At 68.2% G+C, this 24,964-nt stretch carries 24 protein-coding genes; 11 read left to right on the top strand and 13 right to left on the bottom strand.

Annotated elements, in window-relative coordinates:
• Positions 1-129 precede the first annotated feature (129 nt).
• From Q0632_RS01365 to Q0632_RS01350, 4 genes are read left to right on the top strand one after another with little or no spacing between them, the layout of a single operon-like run.
• Complete coding sequence (locus Q0632_RS01365) at positions 130-1,116, top strand: malate dehydrogenase (protein ID WP_298923556.1); 987 nt, start codon at positions 130-132, stop codon at positions 1,114-1,116.
• 10 nt (positions 1,117-1,126) lie between these two features.
• Entirely contained in the window at positions 1,127-2,140 is a 1,014-nt protein-coding gene (locus Q0632_RS01360; protein WP_298923554.1) for an aldolase/citrate lyase family protein, read from the top strand.
• Positions 2,137-2,718: a hypothetical protein gene (locus Q0632_RS01355; RefSeq protein WP_298923552.1), complete on the top strand. Its 582-nt coding sequence runs from the start codon at positions 2,137-2,139 to the stop codon at positions 2,716-2,718. Before Q0632_RS01360 ends, Q0632_RS01355 begins: the two co-directional genes overlap by 4 nt.
• Positions 2,719-2,769: 51 nt before the next feature.
• Positions 2,770-5,355, top strand: coding sequence for a bifunctional aconitate hydratase 2/2-methylisocitrate dehydratase (locus tag Q0632_RS01350; RefSeq protein WP_298923551.1), 2,586 nt, complete (start codon positions 2,770-2,772; stop codon positions 5,353-5,355).
• A 45-nt stretch (positions 5,356-5,400) separates the two neighbouring features.
• Here the strand turns inward: Q0632_RS01350 and Q0632_RS01345 are convergent, their stop codons facing one another.
• Positions 5,401-5,901, bottom strand: coding sequence for a pyridoxamine 5'-phosphate oxidase family protein (locus Q0632_RS01345; RefSeq protein WP_298923549.1), 501 nt, complete (start codon positions 5,899-5,901; stop codon positions 5,401-5,403).
• A 231-nt stretch (positions 5,902-6,132) separates the two neighbouring features.
• Between Q0632_RS01345 and sbmA the strand changes: the two genes are divergently transcribed.
• Entirely contained in the window at positions 6,133-7,140 is a 1,008-nt protein-coding gene (gene sbmA / locus Q0632_RS01340) for a peptide antibiotic transporter SbmA (RefSeq protein WP_298923547.1), read from the top strand.
• Here sbmA and Q0632_RS01335 read toward each other — a convergent pair whose 3' ends face one another.
• The gene (locus Q0632_RS01335) at positions 7,141-7,965 is read right to left on the bottom strand and encodes a helix-turn-helix transcriptional regulator (protein ID WP_298923545.1); all 825 of its coding nucleotides are present in this window, start codon (positions 7,963-7,965) and stop codon (positions 7,141-7,143) included.
• A gap of 111 nt (positions 7,966-8,076) precedes the next feature.
• On the opposite strand from Q0632_RS01335, the gene Q0632_RS01330 reads away from it, so the two are divergent.
• From Q0632_RS01330 to Q0632_RS01320, 3 genes are all read left to right on the top strand, one after another.
• On the top strand, positions 8,077-8,481 hold the full coding sequence (locus Q0632_RS01330; protein WP_298923543.1) for a hypothetical protein: 405 nt from the start codon (positions 8,077-8,079) through the stop codon (positions 8,479-8,481).
• Positions 8,482-8,552: 71 nt separating this feature from the next.
• Positions 8,553-9,635 carry a 3-phosphoserine/phosphohydroxythreonine transaminase gene (gene serC, locus Q0632_RS01325; protein ID WP_298923541.1) on the top strand — a complete coding sequence of 361 codons (1,083 nt, stop codon included), beginning with the start codon at positions 8,553-8,555 and terminating at the stop codon, positions 9,633-9,635.
• Complete coding sequence (locus tag Q0632_RS01320; protein ID WP_298923539.1) at positions 9,628-10,827, top strand: phosphoglycerate dehydrogenase; 1,200 nt, start codon at positions 9,628-9,630, stop codon at positions 10,825-10,827. The genes serC and Q0632_RS01320 overlap by 8 nt, the downstream gene beginning before the upstream one ends.
• Before the next feature lie 3 nt (positions 10,828-10,830).
• Here Q0632_RS01320 and Q0632_RS01315 read toward each other — a convergent pair whose 3' ends face one another.
• Positions 10,831-11,964 carry a sensor histidine kinase gene (locus Q0632_RS01315; RefSeq protein WP_298923537.1) on the bottom strand — a complete coding sequence of 378 codons (1,134 nt, stop codon included), beginning with the start codon at positions 11,962-11,964 and terminating at the stop codon, positions 10,831-10,833.
• A gap of 65 nt (positions 11,965-12,029) precedes the next feature.
• On the opposite strand from Q0632_RS01315, the gene Q0632_RS01310 reads away from it, so the two are divergent.
• Positions 12,030-14,966 (top strand): aconitate hydratase, encoded by a 2,937-nt coding sequence (locus Q0632_RS01310; protein WP_298923535.1) that lies wholly within the window; start codon positions 12,030-12,032, stop codon positions 14,964-14,966.
• Entirely contained in the window at positions 14,963-16,138 is a 1,176-nt protein-coding gene (locus Q0632_RS01305; RefSeq protein WP_298923533.1) for an FAD-dependent monooxygenase, read from the top strand. The genes Q0632_RS01310 and Q0632_RS01305 overlap by 4 nt, the downstream gene beginning before the upstream one ends.
• 108 nt (positions 16,139-16,246) lie before the next feature.
• Here Q0632_RS01305 and Q0632_RS01300 read toward each other — a convergent pair whose 3' ends face one another.
• Together Q0632_RS01300 and Q0632_RS01295 are read right to left on the bottom strand one after the other, a co-directional pair.
• A complete protein-coding gene (locus tag Q0632_RS01300; protein WP_298923531.1) occupies positions 16,247-16,510 on the bottom strand; it encodes a hypothetical protein in 264 nt (87 codons plus the stop codon).
• Complete coding sequence (locus Q0632_RS01295) at positions 16,510-17,478, bottom strand: glycerophosphodiester phosphodiesterase (RefSeq protein WP_298923529.1); 969 nt, start codon at positions 17,476-17,478, stop codon at positions 16,510-16,512. The genes Q0632_RS01300 and Q0632_RS01295 overlap by 1 nt, the downstream gene beginning before the upstream one ends.
• Before the next feature lie 52 nt (positions 17,479-17,530).
• Between Q0632_RS01295 and Q0632_RS01290 the strand changes: the two genes are divergently transcribed.
• Positions 17,531-17,878, top strand: a complete 348-nt coding sequence (locus Q0632_RS01290; RefSeq protein ID WP_298923527.1) for a DOPA 4,5-dioxygenase family protein — start codon at positions 17,531-17,533, stop codon at positions 17,876-17,878.
• Here the strand turns inward: Q0632_RS01290 and Q0632_RS01285 are convergent.
• The 8 genes from Q0632_RS01285 to Q0632_RS01250 all read right to left on the bottom strand — a co-directional run bounded on the left by Q0632_RS01285 (position 17,875) and on the right by Q0632_RS01250 (position 24,856).
• Entirely contained in the window at positions 17,875-18,612 is a 738-nt protein-coding gene (locus Q0632_RS01285; protein ID WP_298923525.1) for an amino acid ABC transporter ATP-binding protein, read from the bottom strand. The genes Q0632_RS01290 and Q0632_RS01285 overlap by 4 nt on opposite strands.
• Positions 18,613-18,684: 72 nt before the next feature.
• Complete coding sequence (locus Q0632_RS01280) at positions 18,685-19,326, bottom strand: amino acid ABC transporter permease (RefSeq protein ID WP_298923522.1); 642 nt, start codon at positions 19,324-19,326, stop codon at positions 18,685-18,687.
• Positions 19,327-19,329: 3 nt separating this feature from the next.
• Positions 19,330-19,992: an amino acid ABC transporter permease gene (locus Q0632_RS01275; protein WP_298923520.1), complete on the bottom strand. Its 663-nt coding sequence runs from the start codon at positions 19,990-19,992 to the stop codon at positions 19,330-19,332.
• 79 nt (positions 19,993-20,071) lie between these two features.
• On the bottom strand, positions 20,072-20,866 hold the full coding sequence (locus Q0632_RS01270) for a transporter substrate-binding domain-containing protein (protein WP_298923518.1): 795 nt from the start codon (positions 20,864-20,866) through the stop codon (positions 20,072-20,074).
• The gene (locus Q0632_RS01265) at positions 20,863-21,621 is read right to left on the bottom strand and encodes a GntR family transcriptional regulator (RefSeq protein ID WP_298923516.1); all 759 of its coding nucleotides are present in this window, start codon (positions 21,619-21,621) and stop codon (positions 20,863-20,865) included. Before Q0632_RS01265 ends, Q0632_RS01270 begins: the two co-directional genes overlap by 4 nt.
• Before the next feature lie 102 nt (positions 21,622-21,723).
• A complete protein-coding gene (locus Q0632_RS01260; RefSeq protein WP_298923514.1) occupies positions 21,724-22,473 on the bottom strand; it encodes a fumarylacetoacetate hydrolase family protein in 750 nt (249 codons plus the stop codon).
• Positions 22,470-23,888: an amidase gene (locus Q0632_RS01255; protein ID WP_298923512.1), complete on the bottom strand. Its 1,419-nt coding sequence runs from the start codon at positions 23,886-23,888 to the stop codon at positions 22,470-22,472. Before Q0632_RS01255 ends, Q0632_RS01260 begins: the two co-directional genes overlap by 4 nt.
• 5 nt (positions 23,889-23,893) lie before the next feature.
• The gene (locus Q0632_RS01250) at positions 23,894-24,856 is read right to left on the bottom strand and encodes a tripartite tricarboxylate transporter substrate binding protein (protein WP_298923510.1); all 963 of its coding nucleotides are present in this window, start codon (positions 24,854-24,856) and stop codon (positions 23,894-23,896) included.
• Positions 24,857-24,964 lie beyond the last annotated feature (108 nt).

Genomic DNA, 24,964 nt, shown 5'->3' with positions numbered 1-24,964 from the left:
AAGACATAAGACAAATTGACGCTGGCGGCGCTTCGAGGGTAAACTCTAGGGCTTTCCAGCAGGGCTGAAGCAGCCGCCGACAGGGCCGCCGCGCAACCCCTTCGCCAACCTTCTTTCGGAGATTTTCCCATGAGCAAAAAGCCCGTTCGCGTTGCCGTCACCGGTGCCGCTGGCCAAATCGGTTACGCCCTGCTGTTTCGCATCGCTTCCGGTGAAATGCTGGGCAAGGACCAGCCCGTCATCCTGCAACTGCTGGAAATCCCCGACGAGAAAGCCCAGAAGGCTCTCAAGGGCGTGATCATGGAGCTGGACGACTGCGCCTTCCCGCTGCTGGCCGGCGTGATCCCCACCGGCGACCCGCTGGTGGCCTTCAAGGACGCGGACTACGCCCTGCTGGTGGGCTCGCGTCCGCGCGGCCCCGGCATGGAGCGCGCCGAGCTGCTGGCCGTCAACGGCGCCATCTTCACCGCCCAGGGCAAGGCCCTGGACCAGGTGGCCAGTCGCGACGTCAAGGTGCTGGTGGTGGGCAACCCGGCCAACACCAATGCCTACATCGCCATGAAGAGCGCGCCCAGCCTGCCGCGCGAGAACTTCACCGCCATGCTGCGCCTGGACCACAACCGCGCCCTGTCGCAGGTCGCGGCCAAGACCGGCACGGCCGTCGGCGACATCGAGAAGCTCACCGTCTGGGGCAACCACTCGCCCACCATGTACGCTGACTACCGCTTCGCCACTGTTGGCGGCAAGGCCGTCAAGGACCTGATCAACGACCAGGTCTGGAACGCCGACACCTTCCTGCCCACCGTGGGCAAGCGCGGCGCCGCCATCATCGAGGCGCGTGGCCTGTCCTCGGCTGCTTCGGCCGCCAACGCCGCCATCGACCACATGCGCGACTGGGCCCTGGGCACCAACGGCAAGTGGGTCACCATGGGCATCCCGTCCAACGGCGACTACGGCATCCCCAAGGACGTGATGTTCGGCTTTCCCGTCACCACCAAGGACGGCAAATACGAAGTGGTCAAGGGCCTGGACATCGACGCCTTCAGCCAGGAACGCATTGACAAGACGCTCAAGGAACTGACCGACGAGCAAGCCGGCGTCGCCCACCTGCTGTAAACCACGCAGCATGCATCCGCGCGACGTCCTCCTCGGCGCCCAGGCGCGCTCCGGCATGCTGCCGGTCTGCGACCATTACAGCGGTGTCGAGGCCAGGATGCGCAAGAGCCTGCAGCTGCAGGCCGAGATGACCGAGGAGTTCGGCGCCTGCGTGTTCGACGTGACGCTCGACTGCGAGGACGGCGCCCCCGTGGGCGGCGAGGCTGACCATGCGGCCCTGGTCGTGGCGCTGGCCCTGCTGGCCGGCGACAAGGCCCGCGTCGCGGTGCGCGTGCACCCGGTCGACCATCCGGCCTTCGAGCAGGACATCGCCACCATCGCCGGCAAGGCGGGCCGCAAGCTGTGCCACGTGATGCTGCCCAAGGTGGAGTCGCCGCAGGACATCGAGCGCGCCTGCGCGGCGCTGGACGCCGCCGGCGCTTCGCAACTGCCGGTGCACGCCTTGATCGAGTCACCCGCTGCCGTGCACCGGGCCTTCGAGATCGCCGCCCACCCGAGGCTGCAGTCGCTCAGTTTTGGCCTGATGGATTTCGTCTCGACCCACGGCGGCGCGATCCCGGCCCATGGCATGGGCGTGCAGGGCCAGTTCACACACCCGCTGGTGGTGCGCGCCAAGCTGGAGATCGCCTCGGCCTGCCATGCCCACGGCAAGGTGCCGGCGCACTGTGTCGTCACCGAATTCAAGGACACGACGGCCTTTCGCGCAGCGGCCCGCAAGGCCGCAGGCGAAATGGGCTTCACCCGGATGTGGAGCATCCATCCCGACCAGATCCGGCCCATCCTGGAGGCGTTTGCGCCCGGGGCGCAGGAGATCGACAGCGCGGCACAAATCCTTGCAGCTGCGATGCAGGCGCAATGGGCGCCCATCAGTTTCGACGGTAAGCTGCAAGACAGGGCGAGCTACCGCTACTACTGGCAATTGCTGGAGCGGGCGCACCGCACCGGCCGGGCCCTGCCCGGCGAGGCCCTGGCCTGGTTCCAGGACGCCACTTTTCCCCATTCCACGGAGACATCTGCTGTATGAAATCCCTGATCGCCACCCTGCTGATCGCCGCAACCCCGGTCCTGGTCCTGGCCCAGGCCGCCGCACCGGCCAAGCCGGAAGCCAAGCCTGCTGCCAAGCCCGTTCCCAGGAAGAGCGAGAAGCTCGCGCCCGCAGCCCAGAAGGCAGTGGAAGAAGTGACGCCCATCGATGACGATCCGACCATCCAGCTCAGTGAAGGCGACTTGGCCGTCGCCAAGCGGATTTATGTCGGCACCATCCCCTGCGAGCTCGGCGCCTCCGTGACCATCACCCCGGGCCGCCGCGACGGCATGTTCCGCGTGCAGCACGGCCGCAGCCGCTTCCTGATGCACCCGGTGGAAAGCCGCACCGGTGCCTTCCGCCTGGAAGACCCGCGGCAGGGCGCCATGTGGCTGCAGCTGGGCAACAAGTCCATGCTCATGAGCCAGAAGCTGGGCCAGCGCCTGGCCGACGACTGCATGAACCCGGCCCAGCACGCAGTGAACGAAGCCCTGAAGAAGAACCCCATCAACATCCTGGAACCCCAGGCCAGCGGCCCCAAGGCCACGCCCACCGGCGCCGCGGCCGGGCCCAATTGATGCTTGGCGCCAGGAGCGCCTGATTTTTGCGATCTAGTACCGGAGAACCTCATGTTGCAAGCCTATGTTGACCACGTTGCCGAGCGCGCCGCCCTTGGCATTCCTCCCCTGCCGCTGTCTGCCAAGCAGACTGGCGAGCTGATCGAGCTGCTCAAGAACGTCTCGAGCGGCGAGGCCGAGCTGCTGGTCAACCTGATCACCCACCGCGTGCCGGCCGGCGTGGACGACGCCGCCAAGGTCAAGGCCAGCTACCTGGCCGCTGTGGCCCATGGCACGGAGAAGTGCCTGGCCATCAGCCGCGCCAAGGCCACCGAGCTGCTGGGCACCATGCTGGGCGGCTACAACATCAGCCCGCTGATCGACCTGCTCGACGATGCCGAGGTCGGCCAGGTCGCGGCCGATGGCCTGAAAAAGACGCTGCTGATGTTCGACCAATTCCATGACGTCAAGGAAAAGGCCGACAAGGGCAATGCCCACGCCAAGGCCGTGCTGCAAAGCTGGGCCGACGCCGAGTGGTTCACCAGCCGCCCCGAAGTGCCGCAAAGCATCAAGGTCAGCATCTTCAAGGTGGCCGGCGAGATCAACACCGACGACCTGTCGCCTGCGCCCGACGCCTGGAGCCGCCCCGACATCCCGCTGCACGCCCTGGCCATGCACAAGAACCCGCGTCCCGGCATCACGCCCGAGGAAGAGGGCAAGCGCGGTCCGGTCAAGTTCATCGAGGACCTGCGCGCCAAGGGCAACACCGTGGCCTACGCGGGCGACGTGGTGGGCACCGGCTCCTCGCGCAAGTCGGCCACCAACTCCGTTCTGTGGTTCACCGGCCAGGACATTCCCTTCGTGCCGAACAAGCGTTTCGGCGGCGTCTGCCTGGGCTCCAAGATCGCCCCGATCTTCTACAACACCATGGAAGATGCCGGCGCCCTGCCGATCGAGCTGGACGTCAGCAAGATGGACATGGGCGACGAGGTCGAGCTGCGTCCCTATGAGGGCAAGGCGCTCAAGAACGGCGAAGTGATCGCCGAGTTCAAGGTCAAGAGCGACGTGCTGTTCGACGAAGTGCGAGCCGGCGGCCGCATCCCGCTGATCGTCGGCCGCGGCCTGACGGCCAAGGCGCGTGAGGCCCTGGGCCTGCCGCCCTCGACCCTGTTCCGTCTGCCGGTCGCTCCGGTCGACACCAAGAAGGGCTTCAGCCTGGCGCAAAAGATGGTCGGACGCGCCTGCGGCCTGCCTGAAGGCGAGGGTGTGCGCCCCGGGACGTACTGCGAACCGAAGATGACCTCGGTGGGTTCGCAGGACACGACCGGCCCGATGACGCGCGACGAGCTCAAGGACCTGGCCTGCCTGGGTTTCAGCGCCGACCTGGTGATGCAGTCCTTCTGCCACACGGCCGCCTACCCCAAGCCGGTGGACGTGAAGATGCACCACGAGCTGCCCGACTTCATCAGCACCCGCGGTGGCGTCTCGCTGCGCCCGGGCGACGGCGTGATCCACAGCTGGCTCAACCGCCTGCTGCTGCCCGACACCGTGGGCACGGGCGGCGACAGCCACACCCGTTTCCCCATCGGCATTTCCTTCCCGGCCGGCTCCGGCCTGGTGGCCTTTGCGGCCGCCACCGGCGTCATGCCGCTGGACATGCCCGAGTCGGTGCTGGTGCGCTTCAAGGGCAAGATGCAACCCGGCGTCACCCTGCGTGACCTGGTCAACGCCATCCCGCTGTACGCCATCAAGGCCGGCCTGCTGACGGTGGAAAAGAAGGGCAAGAAGAACATCTTCTCCGGCCGCATCCTCGAGATCGAGGGCCTGCCGGACCTGAAGGTGGAACAGGCCTTCGAGCTGTCCGATGCCTCGGCCGAGCGCTCGGCCGCCGGTTGCACGGTGCACCTGAACAAGGAGCCCATCATCGAGTACGTCAACAGCAACATCACGCTGATGCGCTGGATGATCGCCAACGGCTACGCCGACGGCCGCACCCTGGCGCGCCGCATCGCCGCCCAGGAAGCCTGGCTCAAGGACCCGCAGCTGCTCAAGGGTGATGACGACGCCGACTACGCCGCCGTCATCGAGATCGACCTGGCCGACGTGCACGAGCCCATCGTGGCCTGCCCGAACGACCCGGACGACGTCAAGACCCTGGCCGAGGTGGCTGGCGCCAAGATCGACGAAGTCTTCATCGGCTCGTGCATGACCAACATCGGCCACTTCCGCGCGGCCTCCAAGCTGCTCGAAGGCAAGCGCGACATCCCGGTCAAGCTCTGGGTCGCGCCGCCGACCAAGATGGACGCCGCCCAGCTGACCGAGGAAGGCCACTACGGCGTGCTGGGCACGGCCGGTGCCCGCATGGAAATGCCGGGCTGCTCGCTGTGCATGGGCAACCAGGCCCAGGTCAAGGAGGGCGCCACCGTGTTCTCCACCTCGACCCGCAACTTCCCCAACCGCCTGGGCAAGAACAGCAATGTCTACCTGGGCAGCGCGGAACTCGCATCCATCTGCTCCAAGCTGGGCCGCATCCCCACCAAGGAGGAGTACATGGCCGACATGGGCGTGCTCACGGCCGCCAGCGACACGGTCTACCAGTACCTGAACTTCGACAAGATCGCCGAGTACCAGAAGGCTGCCGACAGCGTCGCCGCCTGAGCGTGCCTGCGCCATGAAAAAGCGGCCCCCGGGCCGCTTTTTCTTTTACAGCTGCAGTTCCTTGTGGTCGGCTTCCAGCTGGGGCGGCGTGCCAGTGACAGCGGCCCTGGCCATCTTGAACAGCTGCAGCATCTGGCTGTCCTTGGCGTCCCAGTACTCGGCGTGGCCGATGTGCACCTCCAGCAGGCCCAGATCGGGGTCGGTGGCGCCGCCGGGGAACCAGGCCTTCACAAAGGTGTTGAACAGTTCGTCCTTCTTGGCCTGGTCTTCGACGATGCCGGCCTGGCCGGAGAGGGAGACGTAGCTGTCGGTCTTGGGCTCGGCATACGAAACGTTGACCGAGCCGTCGGCGAGCAGGGCGCGGGCCAACTCGCTTTTCTTCGAGATGAAGAAGTACAAGGTGTTGCCATCGTCCAGCGCCTTGTTCTGCGTGGTCAGAGGATGGGCGTGCAGCATGCCGTTGGCGTGGCGGTGGGTGAGCATGCCGAATTTGATGTCTTTGATCAGGTTCCACAGGGTGGCGTGGGGTGAGTTGTTCTTGCTCATGCTTGTGCTCCGTTGGTGACTGCAACAGCCATGGTGGCCCGGGCCATGCTGCGCGGGCGTCGGCCCACCCCCTCAGCGCTTGTGGGCCGTCTCCCACAGCTGATTTTCCGAGGAATCGGCCTGTAGCCCCCGGGAATCGGACCGCATCAGCTATCAAAACAGGAGCAAACAGAATCTGGGCGCTGCTTTGCCGCTACCATGGCGACAACCCCGTTTCCAAGGATTCGCTCCATGTTCCGTGCTTTTTTCCTGTCCCGCCGCTGGCTGCCCTGGTCGGTGCTGGGCACCCTCGTGATCCTGGTGGGCACCTGGTTCAGGGTGCAGCTGGACGTCAAGATCAACGAATGGTTCGGCAGCTTCTACGACCTGCTGCAGCAGGCGCTGGCCAAACCCAACAGCATCACGCCGGCGCAGTTCTGGGACCAGGTCATGACCTTCACCAGCATCGCCATGATTTCCATCATCACCATCGTGCTGCTGGACTTCCTGATCAAGCACTATGTGTTCCGCTGGCGCCAGGCCATGAACGACTACTACATGGCCCACTGGCCCAAGCTGCGCACCATCGAAGGCGCGGCCCAGCGGGTGCAGGAGGACACCATGCGTTTCGCCCGCATCGTCGAGAGCCTGGGCGTGGAATTGCTGCGCAGCCTGATGATCCTGGCCGCTTTCCTGCCCATCCTGTGGGGGCTGTCGGACAAGATCACCGAACTGCCCATCATCGGCGCCATCCCGCATTCCCTGGTCTGGGTCTCGATCCTGTGGGCGCTGTTCGGCACCCTGCTGCTCGCTGGCGTCGGGGTCAAGCTGCCGGGGCTGGAGTTCCAGAACCAGCGCGTCGAGGCGGCCTACCGCAAGGAGCTGGTCTACGGCGAGGACGACCCGGCCCGAGCGCCGCCGCCCCTGGTGCGAGACCTGTTCAGCCACGTGCGCCGCAACTACTTCCGCCTGTTCTTCCACTACCTGTACTTCGACGTGGTCAAGTGGTCCTACCTGCAGCTGAGCGTGCTGGTGCCCCTGGTTGCGCTTGGCCCGACAGTGATCGCCGGCGCCGTCACGCTGGGCATGTTCCAGCAGATCACGCGTTCCTTCGACAAGGTGACGGATTCCTTCCAGTTCCTGGTGGTCAGCTGGGGCACCGTCGTCGAGCTGATCTCGATCTACAAGCGCCTGCGCGCCTTCGAGGCGCAGATCGACGCCGATCCGGCACCGGTCCTGCCGCTGCCTGAAGTCTCCTGATCAGGTCGCCGCGGCCAGCTGGCGCAAGGCCTCGCCGGTGAAGGCGTCGGCCGGGAAGAAAGTTTCCAGCGCCAGCTCCTGCAGGGTCACGTCCACCGGCGTGCCGAACACGGTGGTGGTGCTGATGAAGTTCAGCACACCCTGGGCCGTGCGGAACTGGAAGGGCATGGCCACGCCCAGGTGCTCGCCATCGAGCCGCGCGGCGTCCGCGCCCTCGGGCACGGGGTAGGCGCGCAACTCCTCCAGCAGCGTGGCCAGGCCAGCGTCGCCGGTGGCCTGGATCTGCTGGCGCAGGCGCTCGAACAGGTGCTCGCGCCACTGCACCAGGTTGACGATCTTCGCGGCCAGCCCCAGCGGGTGCAGGCTGATGCGCAGCACGTTGGGCTGGCCCTGCAGCAGCGAGGCATCCACCCCCGCCAGCAGGTGCGGCAGCATCCTGTTGGCCGCGAGCAGGTTCCAGTGCCGGTCCACTGCCAGGGCAGGGTAGGGCTCGTGGCTTTTCAGGATCAGGTCCACGGCCTGGCGCGCCGCTGCCAGCGCCGGGTCGTCCAGCGGCCGCTCGCGGTACATGGGCGCGAAGCCGGCGGCCACCAGCAGTGCGTTGCGTTCGCGCAGCGGCACGTCCAGGCGCTCGGCCAGGCGCAGCACCATCTCGCGGCTGGGCATGGAGCGGCCGGTTTCCACGAAGCTCAGATGCCGGGTGGAAATCTCGGCCTCCTGCGCCAGGTCCAGCTGAGACAGGCGGCGGTGCTGGCGCCAGTGCCTCAGGTGGTCGCCAAAGGGGGGCGGAGCGGAGCGGCGGGCGGGGGCGGTTGTGGTGCTCATGCCGCATCCTAAAACCTGTGGCGCGCGCCATCCATGACCTCCCAGGTCATGGACGCTGCGCAGCGCCGGCGCAAACATGGCCTCACCTTTTCAACCCCCAAGGAGCTTGCCATGTCCGTCTTTGCCTCTCCCCGCTTCCTACGCAACGTGCTGCTGGCCGACGCCGCCTCCTGCCTGGGCAGCGGGGCCCTGCAACTGCTGTTCACCGCGCAGATGGCCGAGCTGCTGCGCCTGCCCGCCGCCCTTCTGCTGGGCACGGGTGTCTTCCTGCTGGCCTACGCTGCCGCCGTCGCCATCGTCGCCACCTGCAACCCCATCCCGCGCCCCCTGGTCTGGCTGTTTGCCATCGGCAACGCCGGCTGGGCTCTGGCTTGCGTGGCCCTGCTGGCCAGCGGCTGGCTCAGCCCCAGCAGCCTGGGCGTGGCCTGGGTGCTGGCCCAGGCGGCCTGCGTGGCGGTGCTGGCCGAACTGCAGTGGACCGGCCTGCGCCGCTCGCCCGTGGTTGGCTGGGCCTGAAGGGCGGGATCGGGTCTTTCCTTGTATGCTGTCCGTCCCCTCCCTCCGCAGCCAAGAAAGCCCCGTTCCCCATGACCCGCGTCTTCAACTTCAGCCCCGGTCCCGCCACCTTGCCCGAAGCCGTTCTGCGGCGGGCTGCCGACGAGATGCTGGACTGGAACGGCAGCGGCATGTCGGTCATGGAGATGAGCCACCGCGGCAAGGAGTTCATGGGCATCTTCGCCCAGACCGAAAGCCTGCTGCGCGAGCTGATGGCCATTCCGGCCAACTACAAGGTGCTGTTCATGCAGGGCGGCGCGATCGGCGAGAACGCCATCGTGCCCATGAACCTGATCGGCCGCACCGGCAGCGCCGACTACATCAACACCGGCGACTGGTCCACGCGCTCGCTGACCGAAGCGGCGCGCTACGGCAAGGTCAATGTCGCGGCCTCGGGCGCGGCCAGCAAGTTCACCGCCATCCCGCCGCAAAGCGAGTGGAAGCTGGACCCCAACGCCTCTTACGTGCACATCTGCTCGAACGAGACCATCGGCGGCGTGGAATACCACTGGACGCCCGACACCGGCGCCGTGCCCCTGGTGGCCGACATGTCGTCCAACATCCTGGCGCGCCCCATCGACGTCAGCAAATACGGCCTGATCTACGCCGGCGCGCAAAAGAACATGGGGCCCTCGGGTGTCACCGTGGTCATCGTGCGCGACGACCTGTTGGACCAGGCCCTGCCCATCACGCCCTCGGCCTTCCACTACCAGTTGCAGGCCAAGAACGACTCCATGTACAACACGCCACCGACCTATGCGATCTACATCGCCGGCCTGGTGCTGCAGCACGTCAAGGCGCTGGGCGGCCTGGGCGCCATGGAGGCGCACAACCGCGCCAAGGCCGCCGTGCTCTACGACTTTCTCGACCAGAGCGGTTTCTACCGCAACCCGGTGGCGCGCGCCGACCGGTCGCTGATGAACGTGCCCTTCTTCCTCAAGGATGCGGCGCTGGACGAGGCCTTCCTCAAGGGCGCGCAGGTGGCCGGTCTGGTGCAGCTCAAGGGCCACCGCATCGTCGGCGGCATGCGCGCCTCGATCTACAACGCCATGCCGCTGGAAGGCGTGCAGGCCCTGGTGGCCTACATGGCGGACTTCGAGAGGCAGCATGGCTGAAGCTGCCGGCCCGCCGCTGCGCATCCTGGTGCTCAACCAGATCGCGGCCAAGGGCTTGCAGCGCCTGCCCGCAGGCAGCTATGTGACAGGCAAGGACGTCGCCGAGCCCGACGCCGTCCTGGTGCGCTCGGCCGACATGCACGGCATGGACATCCCCGCCAGCGTGCGCGCGATTGCCCGTGCCGGCGCCGGCACCAACAACATCCCGGTGCAGGCCATGAGCGCGCGCGGCGTGCCTGTCTTCACCGCCCCTGGCGCCAACGCCAACGCCGTCAAGGAGATGGTGCTGGCCGGCATGCTGATGGCGGCGCGCCAATTGGCGCCGGCCCAGCGCTTTGTCGCCCAGCTGGACCCGGCCGCGCCCGACCTGGAGCAGCAGATCGAAGCCGGCAAAAAGGATTTCGCCGGTGTCGAACTGGCCGGCCAGACCCTGGGGGTGATCGGCCTGGGCCGGGTCGGTTGCCTGGTGGCCGACGCCGCCATCAAGCTGGGCATGGAGGTGCTGGGCTACGACCCGGAGATCACGGTGGACGCCGCCTGGAGCCTGCCGTCCCAGGTGCGGCGCGCCGCCAGCGTGGAGCAGGTGCTCAAGGGCGCGGACTTCGTCAGCCTGCACGTGCCCCTGGTCGATGCGACGCGCGGCCTGGTGGGCGCGGCCAATGTGGGTGCGATGCGGCCCGGCGCGGTGCTGCTGAACTTCTCGCGCCAGGGCGTGGCCGATGACGCCGCCGTGCTGGCCGCGCTCGATGCCCGCCAGCTGGCCTGGTACGTCTGCGACTTCCCCAACGCCGCGATCTTGCGCCATCCGCGCGTGATCGCGTTGCCGCACCTGGGCGCCTCGACCCGCGAGGCCGAGGAGAACTGCGCCGTGATGGTGGCCGAGCAACTGCGCGACTACCTGGAACACGGCAACATCGCCAATGCGGTGAACTTCCCTGGCATGGCCATGGCGCGCGAGTCGCACTGGCGGGTGGCCATTGCCAATGCCAATGTGCCCAACATGCTGGGTCAGATCTCCACCACCATGGCCCATGCCGGCCTGAACATCCACAACATGGCCAACAAGTCGCGCGGCGACATGGCCTACACCCTGGTGGACGTGGACAGCCCGGTGGGCACAGGCGTGCTGGATGCGCTGGCCGCCATCGAGGGCGTGCTGGCGGTGCGCTACCTGCCGCACCGCGGTAGCTGAAACTCAGGCTGTGCCGCCCGCCGGGAGCCGGATGGTGAAGACCGTCCGGCCTTGCGCCGATTCCACGTCGATGCTGCCGCCATGGCCCAGGGCCACTTCGCGCGCGATGAACAGCCCCAGGCCGAGATTGGTGGCAGGCGCGCGAGAAGGCGTGGCCGAGCTCGCCGACAGCTGGACCAGGGGATCGAAGATCACCTGGCGCGATCCGACGGGGATTTCAGGTCCGAGGTTCTCCACTTGCAGCGTGAGCTGCCCGGCCTCGCCGGCAGCGCTCAAGGTGATGGGAGAGCCCGCCTCGCCATGCTGCACCGCGTTGTTGAGCAGGTTGGACAGCGCCTGCCGCAGCCGGTCGGCATCCACGCAGCCCACCAGGTCATGCGGGGCCTGCAGGACGAACTCGGTCTGCGGATGGCCGGAGCGCACTTCCTCCAGGGCCGCACCGCAGACCCTGGAGATGTTGCAGGGCGCGGGTTTGACAGGAATGCCCTTGCCCAGGTTGGTGCGCGTGTACTCCAGCAGGTCGCGGATCATTGCCGCCATCTCGCGCGTGCTGCGGTAGATTTGCGCCGCCTGCTGCCGCCCAACTTCCGTGGCCCCGGAGTGCTCCAGCAGCTTGCTGAGCATGGAGATCGCGCTCAAGGGGCTGCGCAGGTCGTGCGCCAGGATGGCCATGAAGGTGTCTCGCGACAGGGCCAGCTCCGCCGCGTAGCGGGCGGTGGATTCGGCAACGGCCTGGTCGACCGCCTCGTTGAAGCGGATCATGTCCTCGATCACCGACGGGTCGGCCGCCACGAACTGCTGCGTCCACAGGCGGATCACACTGGCGCGCAGGGCGCGGTACTCGGCCCCAAGCTGGTTCAGGTCGAAGCCGCTGACGTGGCGCAGCGCCCCATGCGTGGCCGCGGCGGTTTCGCGTGTGGACAAAGCCGGGCCCAGGCCCTTGGACTTGATTTTCTGGGCCGCTGGTGTCTGTTCGCTCGCCAGGTCCTTGGCGATCGCCAGCAGGATAGGCTTGGCGTGGTCACGCAGCGCTGGCATGCTCATGGTCGAGGCCGCCGGCTCCATCGTCATGGCGAACGTGAGCCATTCAGCCACGATGGCGTCCATGTTGTCGATGATGAACTGTGAGAGGGTCATGGTGGCTCCGATCGTTTGTACCACAGTGCCCCCCGTCGCCCCGTGGCCGCGCCGATGGCGGCACAATGGCAAGCAGCCCGATCCCACAACAAAAGGAAGGCCAGATGCCCCACGCTTTCGCCGCCACCCTCAAAACCTTCAAGACCGCCTCGGGTAAGAGTGGAAAGTTCTACTCGCTGCCGGCCCTGGCCAGGGACTTCCCCAAGATCGGACGCCTGCCGGTGTCCATGCGCATCGTGCTGGAGTCGGTGCTGCGCAACTGCGACGGCAAGAAGGTCAGTGCCGAAGCCGTGGGCCAGGTCGCCAACTGGTTCCCCAACGCCGACCGCACCGAGGAGATCCCTTTCGTGGTCGCCCGTGTCGTGCTGCAGGACTTCACCGGCGTGCCCCTGCTGGCCGACCTGGCCGCCATGCGCAGCGTGGCTGCCCGCCTGGGCAAGAAGCCCAGTGCGATCGAGCCCCTGGTGCCGGTGGACCTGGTGGTCGACCACTCCATCATGGTCGACCACTATGGCAGCAAGAACGCGCTGGACCTGAACATGAAACTGGAGTTCCAGCGCAACAACGAGCGCTACCAGTTCATGAAGTGGGGCATGCAGGCCTTCCAGACCTTCGGCGTCGTGCCGCCGGGATTTGGCATCGTCCACCAGGTCAACCTGGAGTACCTGGCGCGCGGCGTCCACAAGGGCGGCGACGGCGTGTACTACCCCGACACCCTGGTGGGCACGGACAGCCACACGACCATGATCAACGGCATCGGCGTGGTCGGCTGGGGCGTGGGCGGCATCGAGGCGGAAGCGGCGATGCTGGGCCAGCCGGTCTACATGCTCACGCCCGATGTCGTCGGCCTGGAGCTGACCGGACGCCTGCGCGAGGGCTGCACCGCCACCGACCTGGTGCTCACCGTCACCGAGCTGCTGCGCCAGCACAAGGTGGTGGGCAAGTTCGTCGAGTTTTTCGGCGAGGGCACGCGCACCCTGGCCCTGCCGGACCGGGCCACCATCGGCAACATGGCGCCCGAGTACGGCGCCACCATGGGCTTTTTCCCGGTGGACGAAAAGACCATCGATTACTTCAAGGGCACGGGCCGCACCAAGGATGAGATCGAGGCCTTCGAGGCCTACTTCCGCGCCCAGGGCCTGTTTGGCGTGCCCGGCGCCGGCGAGATCGACTACTCGCAGGTCGTGCGCCTGGACCTGGGCTCGGTCACGCCCAGCCTGGCCGGCCCCAAGCGGCCGCAGGACCGCATCGAGCTGGGCAAGGTCAGCAAGCAGTTCGCCTCCCTGTTCAGCAAGCCGCCCACCGAGAACGGCTTCAACCAGCCGGCGCAGCTGCTGCTCACGCGCCACCTGCTGCATGCCGGCGGCGAGGAGCCCGATCCCAAGGTGCCGGCCAGCCCGCCGACCGCGCCGGCGGCGCCGCGCTTCGAGTACGAGATGGAGGCCAACAAGCCGACCCTGGCCTCGGCGCATGGCGACGCGCCCGTGGCTGTGCCGGCCAAGGCCAGGAACCTGACCATCGGCAACGGCGACGTGCTGATCGCCGCCATCACCAGTTGCACCAACACCTCCAACCCCAGCGTGCTGCTGGCCGCCGGCCTGCTGGCCAAGAAGGCGGTGGAGGCCGGGCTCAAGGTGCAGCCGCACATCAAGACCTCGCTGGCGCCGGGCTCGCGCATCGTCACCGAGTACCTCACCGCCACCGGCTTGCTGCCCTACCTGGAGAAGCTGGGCTTCTCGCTGGCCGGCTACGGCTGCACCACCTGCATCGGCAACGCCGGCGACCTGGCGCCCGAGATCAACGAGGCCATCACCAAGAGCGATCTGGTGTGCGCGGCCGTGCTCTCGGGCAACCGCAACTTCGAGGCGCGCATCCATCCCAACCTCAAGGCCAACTTCCTGGCCAGCCCGCCCCTGGTCGTGGCCTATGCCATCGCCGGCACGGTGCTCAAGGACCTGATGACCGAGCCGGTGGGCAAGGGCACGGGCGGCAAGGATGTGTACCTGGGCGACATCTGGCCGTCCAGCGAGGAGATCCACAAGCTGCTGAAGTTCGCGATGAACGGCAAGGCCTTCCGCGCGAACTACGCCAAGGTCAAGACCGAGCCGGGCGCGCTGTGGGAAAAGATCAAGGGCGTGACCGGCGAGACCTATGTCTGGCCCAAGAGCACCTACATCGCCGAGCCGCCGTTTTTCAAGGACTTCACGCTGGCGCCGCTGGCCGCGCAGGAGCAGGGTGTGGGCGGCCCCGGCAAGAAGGAGGCGGTGACGGTGCGCAACGCGCGCGTCATGGCGCTGTTTGGCGACTCCATCACCACCGACCACATCTCGCCGGCCGGCTCCATCAAGGAGAGCTCACCGGCCGGCCAGTGGCTGCTGGCCAACGGCGTGCTCAAGCCCGACTTCAACAGCTACGGCTCGCGCCGCGGCAACCACGACGTGATGATGCGCGGCACCTTTGCCAACGTGCGCATCAAGAACCTGATGATCCCGGCCCAGGCCGACGGCTCGCGCGAGGAGGGCGGCGTCACGCTGTTTCGCGGCGCCAAGGGCGGGCCGCAGAAGATGGCCATCTACGACGCGGCCATGAAGTACATCGATGAAGGCCGGGCCACCGTGGTCTTCGCCGGCGAGGAGTACGGCACGGGCTCGTCGCGCGACTGGGCCGCCAAGGGCACGCAGCTGCTGGGCATCAAGGCCGTGGTGGCCAAGAGCTTCGAGCGCATCCACCGCTCCAACCTGGTGGGCATGGGCGTGCTGCCGCTGCAGTTCAAGGGCAGCGACACCTGGCAGTCGCTGCGCCTGGACGGCTCGGAGCTGATCGATGTCATCCCCGATCCCTCGCTCAAGCCGCAAAGCGATGCCGTCATCGCCATCACGCGCGCCGACGGCAGCCGCCAGGAGGTTGTGGTGACGCTGCGCATCGACACGCCCATCGAGGTCGACTACTACCGGCACGGCGGCATTCTTCCCTTTGTTCTCAGGCAGCTGTTGGCAGAGTGACGCAGCAGCTGCTCATCGCCGGTGGCGGCATGGGCGGGCTGGCCGCCGCCATCGCCGCCCAGCGCGCCGGCTGGCAGGCCCGCCTGTTGGAACAGGCGCCGGCGTTTTCCGAAGTGGGGGCGGGCCTGCAGCTGGGGCCGAACGCGACGCGCATCCTGCGTGAGTGGCAGTTGCTGGCGCCGCTGGCCGCGCACGCGGCCTTTCCGCAACGCTTGCTGGCCCGCGACGCCGTGGACGGCGGCGTGCTGGCCCAGCTGCCCCTGGGCGTGGACTTCGAGCGGCGCTACGGCGCGCCCTACGCCACGGCGCACCGCGCCGACCTGCATGCGGTGCTGCTGCAAGGCGCGCAGGACGCCGGAGCGCTGCTGCGGCTGGATGCCCGCATCACCAGCGCGAGCGACGAGGCCCAGGCGGTCTGTGCCGCCACCAGCTGTGGGCATGAGATCGAGGCCGACGCGCTGCTGGGCGCCGACGGCCTGTGGAGCGCGGTGCGCGCCCAATTGCTGCATGACGGCCCGCCGCAGCCCACCGGCCACCTGGCGTACCGCGCCTTGCTGCGCCAGGCCGAGCTGCCGGCCGCATTGCGCAGCAGCGACGTGACGGCCTGGCTGGGCCCGCGCATGCACCTGGTGAGCTATCCGGTGCGCGGCGGCGAGTGGCTGAACATCGCGGCCTTTGCCGAGGGACGCCATGGTGGCGACCCGCAGGACTGGGACCACGCGGCGGCCGCGGCCGACATCCACGCCGTGATGGAGGGTGCCTGCAGCGCGCTGCGTGACCTGGTGCACGCGGTGCCGGCCTGGCGCCTGTGGCTGCTGCACGACCGGGCGCCGCTGCAGGGCGCGCAGCAGATGGCGCGTGGCCGCATCGCGCTGCTGGGCGACGCTGCGCATCCCATGCTGCCCTACCTGGCGCAGGGCGCGGGCATGGCGATCGAGGATGCCCGGGAACTGGGGCGCAGCCTGGCCAGCGCCAGGGATAGGGTGATCGACGTGGAGACGGCGCTGCAGCGCTATGCCCTGGGCCGCTGGCAGCGCTGCGCCCGCGTGCAGCAGCGCTCGCAGCGCAACGGCCGCATCTTCCATCTGGACGGAGCGCTGCGCCGGGGCCGTGATCTGTCGCTGCGCCTGCTGGGCGCGCGCCTGCTGGACCTGCCCTGGTTGTACGGCTGAAAGCCGTTTTGAGAGGGAAATCTGCCTGTAGCCCTTGGAACATGGACCTGGGGTGCTATCGAATCAGGAGCATCCGGCGGCTGGCACGCCGCGCCATGCCCTGCAGATTCAACGCAGGCGTTCTTGCGCCTTGGCTATCCACAGCTGCAGGTTGTCCAGCAGGCCGCTCTGGCTGAAGGAGCAGCTCTCTTCGCTGAACAGGGCCGAGGATTCCAGCCGGTCCAGCAGGTCGTTCAACACTTCGGTGAAGCGCGGTGGCAACTGCGCCAGCAATTGCGTCTCGGCGCGCGTGCTGGCGCTGAAGGCGTGGACGGCCAGCGTGCCGGCGCGCACTTGGTCCAGCGCGGCCTGGATGTTGTCCAGCGTTGCCATCAGGGCCTGGCCACCGGTGCCGGCAGCGCCATGCCGCGCGCCTGCATCACGCTGCGCAGGCGGTCGGGGTAGTCGGTGATGATGCCGTCCACGCCCCAGCCAATCAGCTTGTCCATCTCGGGCGGGTTGTTGATGGTCCAGGGCAGCACCTTCAGGCCCATGGCCTGGGCCTGCTTGACCAGCTCCTGCGTCACCGCGCCGCCATTGGGCGACCAGATGGCGCCGCCGGCGGCCTTGACCATGGCCGGCAGGCTGGCGTGTTCGGCGATCTTGAAGCCTGCCGTCCACTGGCCGCTGCCAATGGTGTCGTTGTTGGCGTTCTGAAAGCTCAGGTAGGCGGTGGGGACGGCCGGTGCCAGCTTCTGTGCGATCTGCAGGCTGCGCCAGTCGAAGCTCTGGATGGTCACGCGGCTGTCCATGCCGGCATCGCGCACGACTTTCAGAAGGGCCTGGACCATGGCCTCTGGGCTGACCGTGTCGTCCGGGCGGGTGGGGTCGATCTTGGTCTCGATGTTGAAGCGCAGCTTGTCGGCGCCCAGGGCCTTGACCCGGGCGAACAGCGCCGCCAGCGTGGGCATGCGCGTGCCGTCGCGCGGCTGCTGGGTGGCGAAGGTGGTGGCGTAGGGCGTGCCGGGCTTGATGCGGCCCAGCTCATAAGCCTGCAGCTGGGTATAGGTCAGTGCCTTGAGCAGCGGGCCGCGCGTGCCCTCCAGCCACTGGCCGGCGGCGTCGCGCACGATCAGCGGGTTCAGATAGGGGTCGTGCGAGATGACCACCACGCCGTCGGCCGTCAGGCCTACGTCCAGCTCCAGGGTGTCGACGCCGACTTCCAGCGCGCGTTCGAAGGCCGGCAGCGTGTTCTCCGGCGCCAGGCCGCGGGCGCCGCGATGGGCTTGCAGGTCGAAGGCCAGGCAGGTGGTGGCGGCCAGCAGGCCCAGGGCGGCGCAGGACAATCGCAGGATGTTCATGGCCGGCATTGTGCCCGCACAATTTGACAGTTTCTGCCCGCACAATCCGACCATGCCGCGCCACCCCGTCAACCTGCACCGTGCCTGGCACGCCCACATCTATTTCGACGCCGCCAGCGTGGAGCAGGCGCGCGCCCTGGCCACCCAGGCCGGCGAGCTGTTCAAGGCGCAGGTTGGCCGTGTCCATGAAAAAGAGGTGGGCCCGCACCCGCGCTGGAGCGTGCAGCTGGCCTTCAGCGGCCAGACCTTCGACGCCCTCATCCCCTGGCTGGATGCGCACCGCGACGGGCTCGACATCCTGGTCCACGGCCTCTCCGGCGACGATCTGGCCGATCACACAGACCACGCCTACTGGCTGGGCCGCGACTGGCCGCTCAAGCTGGAGATGTTCGGCGGCTAGTCGTGCAGTGAGGACAGGAACTGCTTGAGTTCCGGTGTCTGCGGGTTGCCGAAGACCTCGGCGGGCGGGCCCATCTCGTGCACACGGCCCTGGTGCATGAAGATCACGCGGTCGCTGACCTTGCGGGCAAAGCTCATTTCGTGCGTGACCATCAGCAGGGTCATGCCTTCCTCGGCGAGGCGCTCCACCACGCGCAGCACCTCGCCCACCAGCTCGGGGTCGAGCGCGCTGGTGATCTCGTCGCACAGCAGCACGGCCGGCTCCATCGCCAAGGCGCGGGCGATGGCCACGCGCTGTTGCTGGCCGCCCGAGAGCTGGTCGGGCATGGCGTCGAACTTTTCCGCCAGGCCTACCCGCAGCAGCAGCTTGCGCGCCTGCTCGCCGGCGTCGACCGGGTCCTTTTTCTTGACCAGGGTCGGGGCCAGCATCACGTTACGGCCCACCGACAGGTGAGGGAACAGGTTGAAGCCCTGGAAGATCATGCCCACGCGCTGGCGCAGCTCGCGCATGGCCATGGCGCTTTCGTGGATCAGCGGCTTGCCGTCCACCGTGAGCGCGCCTTCCTGGAACTGCTCCAGACCGTTGATGCAGCGCAGCAGGGTGCTCTTGCCCGAACCGCTCTTGCCGATGATGGCGATGACCTCGCCGGGCGCCACCTTCAGGTCGATGCCCTTGAGCACCTCGTTCGTGCCGAAGGACTTGCGCAGGGCGGTGATCTCAACGATGGGACGCATCATGCCTCCGACGAGCCGCCTCTAGGAGGCATGCGCCCCCTCGGGGGGCCGCGAACGTAGTGAGCTTGGGGGTCAAAGGCTTTTCCTTTCGAGGACCTTGGCGTACAGGCTGATGGGGTAGCACAGCGCGAAGTACAGCAAGGCCACACAGCTATAGACCACGAAGGGTTTGAAGGTGGCGTTGGTGATCATGGTGCCGGCCTTGGTCAGCTCGATGAAGCCGATCACCGAGGCCAGGGCCGTGCCCTTGATGACCTGCACCAGAAAGCCCACGGTGGGCGGGATGGCGATCTTGAGCGCCTGCGGCAGCACCACATGGCGCAGTTGCTCGGGAAAGCTCAGGGCCAGGCTGCGCGCCGCCTCCCACTGGCCGCGCGGGATGGAGGCCACGCAGCCGCGCCAGATCTCGGCCAGGAAGGCGCTGGTGTAGAAGGTCAGCGCCACGGCCGCGGCGACCCAGGGCGAGGTGTTGATGCCGAACAGGGCGATGCCGAAATAGGCCAGGAACAGCTGCATCAGCAACGGTGTGCCCTGGAACAGCGCCACGTAGCCGGCGACGAAGCGCCCGGCCCAGCGCGAGGGGGTCAGGCGCGCGACCAGCAGCGCCAGTCCCACCAGGCCGCCGCCGATGAAGGCGATCAGCGACAGGGCCACCGTCCAGCGCGCGGCCAGCAGCAGGTTGCGGAAGATGTCCCAGACGGAAAATTCAACCATAGCCTAGCGCCCGAACAGGAATTTCGGGCCCAGCCAGTTGAGCAGGCGCCGCACGGCGATCGACAGCGCCAGGTAGATGGCGGTGGCGATCAGGAAGGCCTCGAAGGCGCGGAAGTTGCGGCTCTGGATCAGGTTGGCGGCGTAGCTCAGCTCCGGCGTGGAGATCTGGCCGCACACGGCCGAGCCCAGCATGACGATGATGATCTGGCTGACCAGGGCCGGCCAGACCTTGCCCAGGGCGGGCGGCAGCACCACGCGCAGGAAGATCTGAACTCGGTTGAGCGCCAGGCTCTGTGCCGCCTCGATCTGACCGCGTGGCGTGGCCTCGATGCCGGCGCGGATGATCTCGGCCGCATAGGCGCTCAGGTTGATCACCATGGCGATCACCGAGGCCGCTTCCGGCGACAGCTTCACGCCGGCGGCCGGCAGGCCGAAGAAGACGAAGAACAGCTGCACGATGAAGGGCGTGTTGCGGATCAGTTCCACATAGACGCCCACCAGCAGCTTGAGCCAGGCCTGCCCATGGGCGCGGGCCCAGGCGCAGGCCACGCCCACCACCACGCCGACCAGCGCCGACACCGCCGTCAGGCCCAGCGTCCAGGCCACGCCCGTGAGCAGCATGGGCCAGTCGGCCAGGACGGCGAGAAAGTCGAAAGCGACGCGCACTATTTGGAACCCTTCCCCTTGACGGGGAAGGGCAGGGTTGGGGTGGATCGTGAAACGGCCCTTGGGCGAATTGCCGCTGTTACAGCGGCAATTCGCCCGCAGGGCGACCGAGCCACTTGTTCGCCATCTTGTCGATGTCGCCGTTCTTCTTGGCCTCGGCAATGATGTCGTTGACCTTCAGGCGCAGCTTGTCCTCGCCCTTGCCCACGCCGATGAAGTTGGGCGAGTCCTTGAGCACGAACTTGTACTCCGTGCCCAGCTGCGGGTTCTTGGCCATCAGGTTGCCGGCGACCTGGGCGCTGGTGGCGACCAGCTGGGTCTGGCCGGCGACGAAGGCCGAGACGGTGGAGTTGTTGTCCTCGAAGCGGCGCAGCTCGGTGCTGGGCGGCGCCACCTTGGTCAGCTCGGCATCGTCGACCGAGCCGCGCGTCACCGAGATCGACTTGCCGGCCATGTCGGCAGGCGTCTTGACAGCCAGGGTCTTGGGGCCGAACACGGCGATGAAGAAGGGCGAGTAGGCGGCGGTGAAGTCGATCACCTTCTCGCGCTCCGGGTTCTTGCCCAGGGTGGAGATGACCAGGTCGGCCTTCTTGGTCTGCAGGTAGGCGATGCGGTTGGCCGTGGTCACCGGCAGCAGTTCCACCTTGACGCCCAGCTTGCCGGCAATGTAGTTGGCCATCTCGATGTCCAGGCCTTGCGGCTTCAGATCGGTTCCGACAAAGCCGTAGGGCGGGAAGTCGGTGGGGATGGCGATCTTGATTTCCTTGGCCTTGAGGATGTCGTCCAGCGCGGTCTGCGCCTGGGCGGCGGCGGCTGCGCCGAACAGGGCCAGGGCGGCCAGGCTGAGGGACAAATGGCGTTTGCTCGGGCTCATAGAACTTCTCCTAGATAGGTCGAACGGGACGGCCGCGGTTTGCGGGCCGGGGTGGATGGATCGCTTGTATGCAACTCTTGTGCCTTGCCGTGCATGGGCGCCAGCGCATCGCGCAACTGGGCCAGCGGGTCGGCGTCGGCCGGCAGGTGCAGCTTGGCCTGCCAGGTGCTCAGGTGCGCAGCCATCAACTCCTCGGCGCGCGCCAGGTCGCCCGCTTCCAGGGCCTGCACGATCTGCACGTGCTCGGCGCAGGACTGGGCGGCGTCGTCGGGCGTCTGGTAGCGCATGGCGATCAGGGTGGTGCGCGCGGTGAAGTCGCGCAGGGTCTCGGCCAGCAGGCTGTTGCCCAGGCACTCGGCCAGGCAGACATGGAAGTCGCCCAGCAGGAAGCTGCGCATGCCCACATCGCTGCCCTTGACCGCCGCCTGCTCGCGCGCCAGGTGGCTGCGCAGGCGCTTGAGGGCGGGCTTCTCGATGCCCTTCATGCTGCGGATCAGGCCGGTCTCGATCACCCGGCGCGCCTCGAAGGCCTCGCGCGCCTCTTCCTGCGAGGGCTCGACCACATACCAGCCGCGGCGTGCGCTGACCGTGACGATGCCGCGGGCGGCCAGCCGCGTGAGGGCTTCGCGCACGATGGTGCGGCTGCAGTCGAACAGCATCGCCAGCTGCTGCTCGCCCAGGCGCGAGCCGGGCGCGAGCTTCTTGGCCATCACGGCTTCGACGATGCGGTCGCTGATTTCAGAAGAGGTTGCCATGTCCTCTTGCACAGCAGATTGCGTGCCCGAGGTATACAAGCCTGATGCACTAAAGCGGGGCCGGGGCGGTCCCGCACCGGCGCGCGGCGCACCAATTGCGGGTCAGAAGTGCAGTTCGACCCGGCCTATGCCTTCCAGCTGGCCCTGCACCTGCGCGAGCGCCGGCGCGAACAGCATGCCGGTGCACGAGCCCGTTGTGAGCACCTGGCCGGCGCGCAGCGGCTGGCCGCGCAGGGCGCAGTGGCGGGCCAGCCAGGCCAGCATGCGCCAGACGTCGGCCGCCGGGTTGCCGCCGTGCGTGTTGGCCACCTCCTGGCCATTGAATCTCAGGCGGGCCTGCACCGTGCGCAGGTCCACTGTATCGGGGCGCAGCGTCGAGGGCGTGCCCAGCACCAGGGCGCCATGGCTTTGCAGGTCGGCCAGCTGGGCCAGCGGATCTGCGCCGCGCCAGTCGGCCAGCCGGGTCTCGACCACCTCGATGGCTGGCAGCACGCTGTCGATGGCGGCGATGAGGTCGGCCGGCGCCAGCAGGGCGTCGCCGGGGTCGAGGTCGCGCCCGAGCCGGAAGGCGACCTCGAGCTCGATGCCGCGCAGCTGCCATGGCGGGCCCGCCAGGACCGCCGGGCCGGCCAGCAGGCCGGCGGCGGGCAGGGGCGCAAAGGTCGGCTCGGCCTGCGGCCCCTTGGCGCCCACCTTCCAGCCGGCGATGGGACCGAGCTGGGCCAGGGTGGCGTCCTGGATGGCGTAGGCGCCGGCACGGTCGGCCGGCAGCACCAGCTGCGAGGCCACGGCGCTGCCGCTGCGCGCTTGCAGGAGATGGCGGGCGGCTTGCTGGGCGTTGATCGCGGTCATGGCGCGGGAGGGGCGGTGGGAAGCTGCGGCCAGGTGCCGGCCCAGGGGTGGGCCTGTTCGTACTGCGCCGCCAGGGCCAGCACGGCGGCGTCGGCCGCCGGCGGACCCACCAGCTGAAAGCCGGTCGGCAGGCCTTGCACGAAGCCGCTGGGCAGGGCGATGGCGGGCAGGCCGGCGGCATTGGCAAAGGCGGTGAAGACGGCATGGCCGCGCGGGCCCACGCTCTGGCCGTCGATGCTGGGCGGGTGGCCTTGTTCCACCGGCCAGGGCAGGGCGGCGGTGGCCGGCGTGAGGATGAAGTCGTGCCGTCCGAACAGGACGGCCAGCGCCAGCTTCAAGGTGTGCACCGCCTGCAGCAGCTCGAACAGCCGGCTGGCCGGGGCGGCAGCGCCGTCGCGCAGATTGGCCTGCGCGGCTTCTGTGCATTGGCTGGTGTCGATGGCGCCACCCGGCGGCAGGCCGAACTCCGGGTGCGCATCGGCGCGCTCGAGCAGCCAGGCCAGGCCTGTGTTGGACAGGGTGGGCCAGAGCGCATTGACTGCGTCGGCCAGGTCGAACGATGCGGCCTCTTCGACCTGGTGGCCCAGCGCTTCGAAGCGGCCGGCGGCCGCGCGCACCTGCGCGGCGATGGCGGCGTCGACAGGCTGGCCGCCAAAGCGCGGCACGAACAGGATGCGCGAGGGGCGCACTGTGGCCTGCGGCAGGCCATGCGGTGACGCCAGCACCATGGCCATGGCTTGCACGTCGCGCACCGTGCGGCCGATGGCGCCGGCCACTTCATGGTCCAGGAAGATCTCGGGCAGGCCGTCGCCGCGCGGCACCAGGCCGGCCGAGGGCTTGAAGCCCACCAGGCCGGTGTGCGACGCCGGCCGGCGGGTCGAGCCGCCGCCGTCGGTGCCCAGGGCCAGCGGGCCGCAGCCGGCGGCCACGGCGGCCACCGCGCCGCCGGACGAGCCCCCGGGCGTCAGCGCCGTGTTCCAGGGATTGCGGGTGGTGCCGAACACGCGGTTGGCCGTGCTGCCCTGCATCGCGAATTCGGGCAGGTTGGTCTTGCCGAACAACACGGCGCCGCCGGCACGCAGCCTGGCCACCGGCAGTTCATCGCGCTGCGCGATGAAGCCTTGCAGCAGGCGGCTGCCCCAGCTGGTGGGCCAGCCCTGGGCATGCAGGTTGTCCTTCAGGCTCACCGGCACGCCGTCCAGCGGGCCCAGCGGCGTGCCCGCCGCCCAGCGCGCGCCGCTGGCACCGGCGGCCGCGCGCGCACTGTCCGCATCGACCAGCACCATGGCATTGAGGTGGGGCTGCCAGGCGGCGCTGCGCGCCAGGCAAGCGTCCAGGGCCTGCAGCGGCGTGAAGGCGCCGCTGCGGTAGCCCTGGACCAGTTGGGCGGCGTCGAGGCGCCAGAGAGTGTCCATTGCGGTCAATCGAGTTTGGCGCCCGACTGCTTGACCGCCTCGGCCCAGCGCGGCATTTCGGCGGCCAGGAACTTGCCGAAGTCCTCGCTGCCCAGGAAGGCCGGGTCGGCGCCCTGCGAGACCATGCGGTTGCGCACCTCGGGGGTGGCCAGCACCTGCTTGAATGCGTCGCTCAGTTTCGCGGTGACGTCCTTGGGCAGATTGGCTGGCGCCAGGAAGCCGTAGAAGCCCACCACCTCGAAGCCCTTGAGGCCCGACTCGATGGCGGTGGGCGTGTCGGGCAGGGCGGGGTTGCGCTCCTTGCTGGTCACGGCCAGGGCCTTGACCTTGCCCTGCTTGTGGTAGTTGGCCGCCTGCGGGATGGATTCGGCCATGAACTGCACCTGGCCGCCCATCAGGTCGGTGAAGGCCGGCGCGCTGCCGCGGTAGGGGATGTGGACCATGAACAGGCCGGTGGCGGTCTTGAACATCTCGGGCACCAGGTGGCTGATGCCGCCATTGCCGGCCGAGCCGTAGTTGACCTGGCCTGGCCGGGCGCGCGCGTAGTCCGTGAACTCCTTGAGCGAATTGACCGGCAGCTTGGGATTGACCAGCAAGGCCAGCGGCTGCATGGCGGTGCGGGCGATGGGCGTGAAGTCGCGCAGGGTGTTGTAGGGCAGCTTGCCGTACAGGCCGGGGTTGATGACCATCACGCCGGTGTTGGCCAGCATCAGGGTGTAGCCGTCGGCCGGCGCCTTCATCACGTCCTGCGCGCCCACGGTGCCGCCGGCGCCGGACTTGTAGTCGATCACGATGGGCTGGCCCAGCACGGCCTGCAGCCGCTCGGACAGCAGGCGGGCGTGCTGGTCCAGCGGGCCACCGGCCGGGAAACCGATCACCAGGCGGATGGGCTTGTCGGGATAGGCGGCGCTGGCGGCAGTGCTGGCGGCAATGAGCAGGGCGGCAAGGGCGCGGCGGCTGAACTTCATGGGTTTGACTCCTCAGGATTTGCCCATTATCCGGGGGCGCCGGTCGCCAACGTGACGCCGGCCTGGGGGCATCCCCGATGCGCGATGGCGGCCGCACCGCTAGGCTGC

The organism is uncultured Ramlibacter sp. (assembly GCF_936925435.1).
Classification (GTDB): domain Bacteria; phylum Pseudomonadota; class Gammaproteobacteria; order Burkholderiales; family Burkholderiaceae_C; genus Ramlibacter.
Note: the sequence above shows the minus strand (reverse complement) of the source record. Positions and strands in the feature narration are given on the sequence as shown.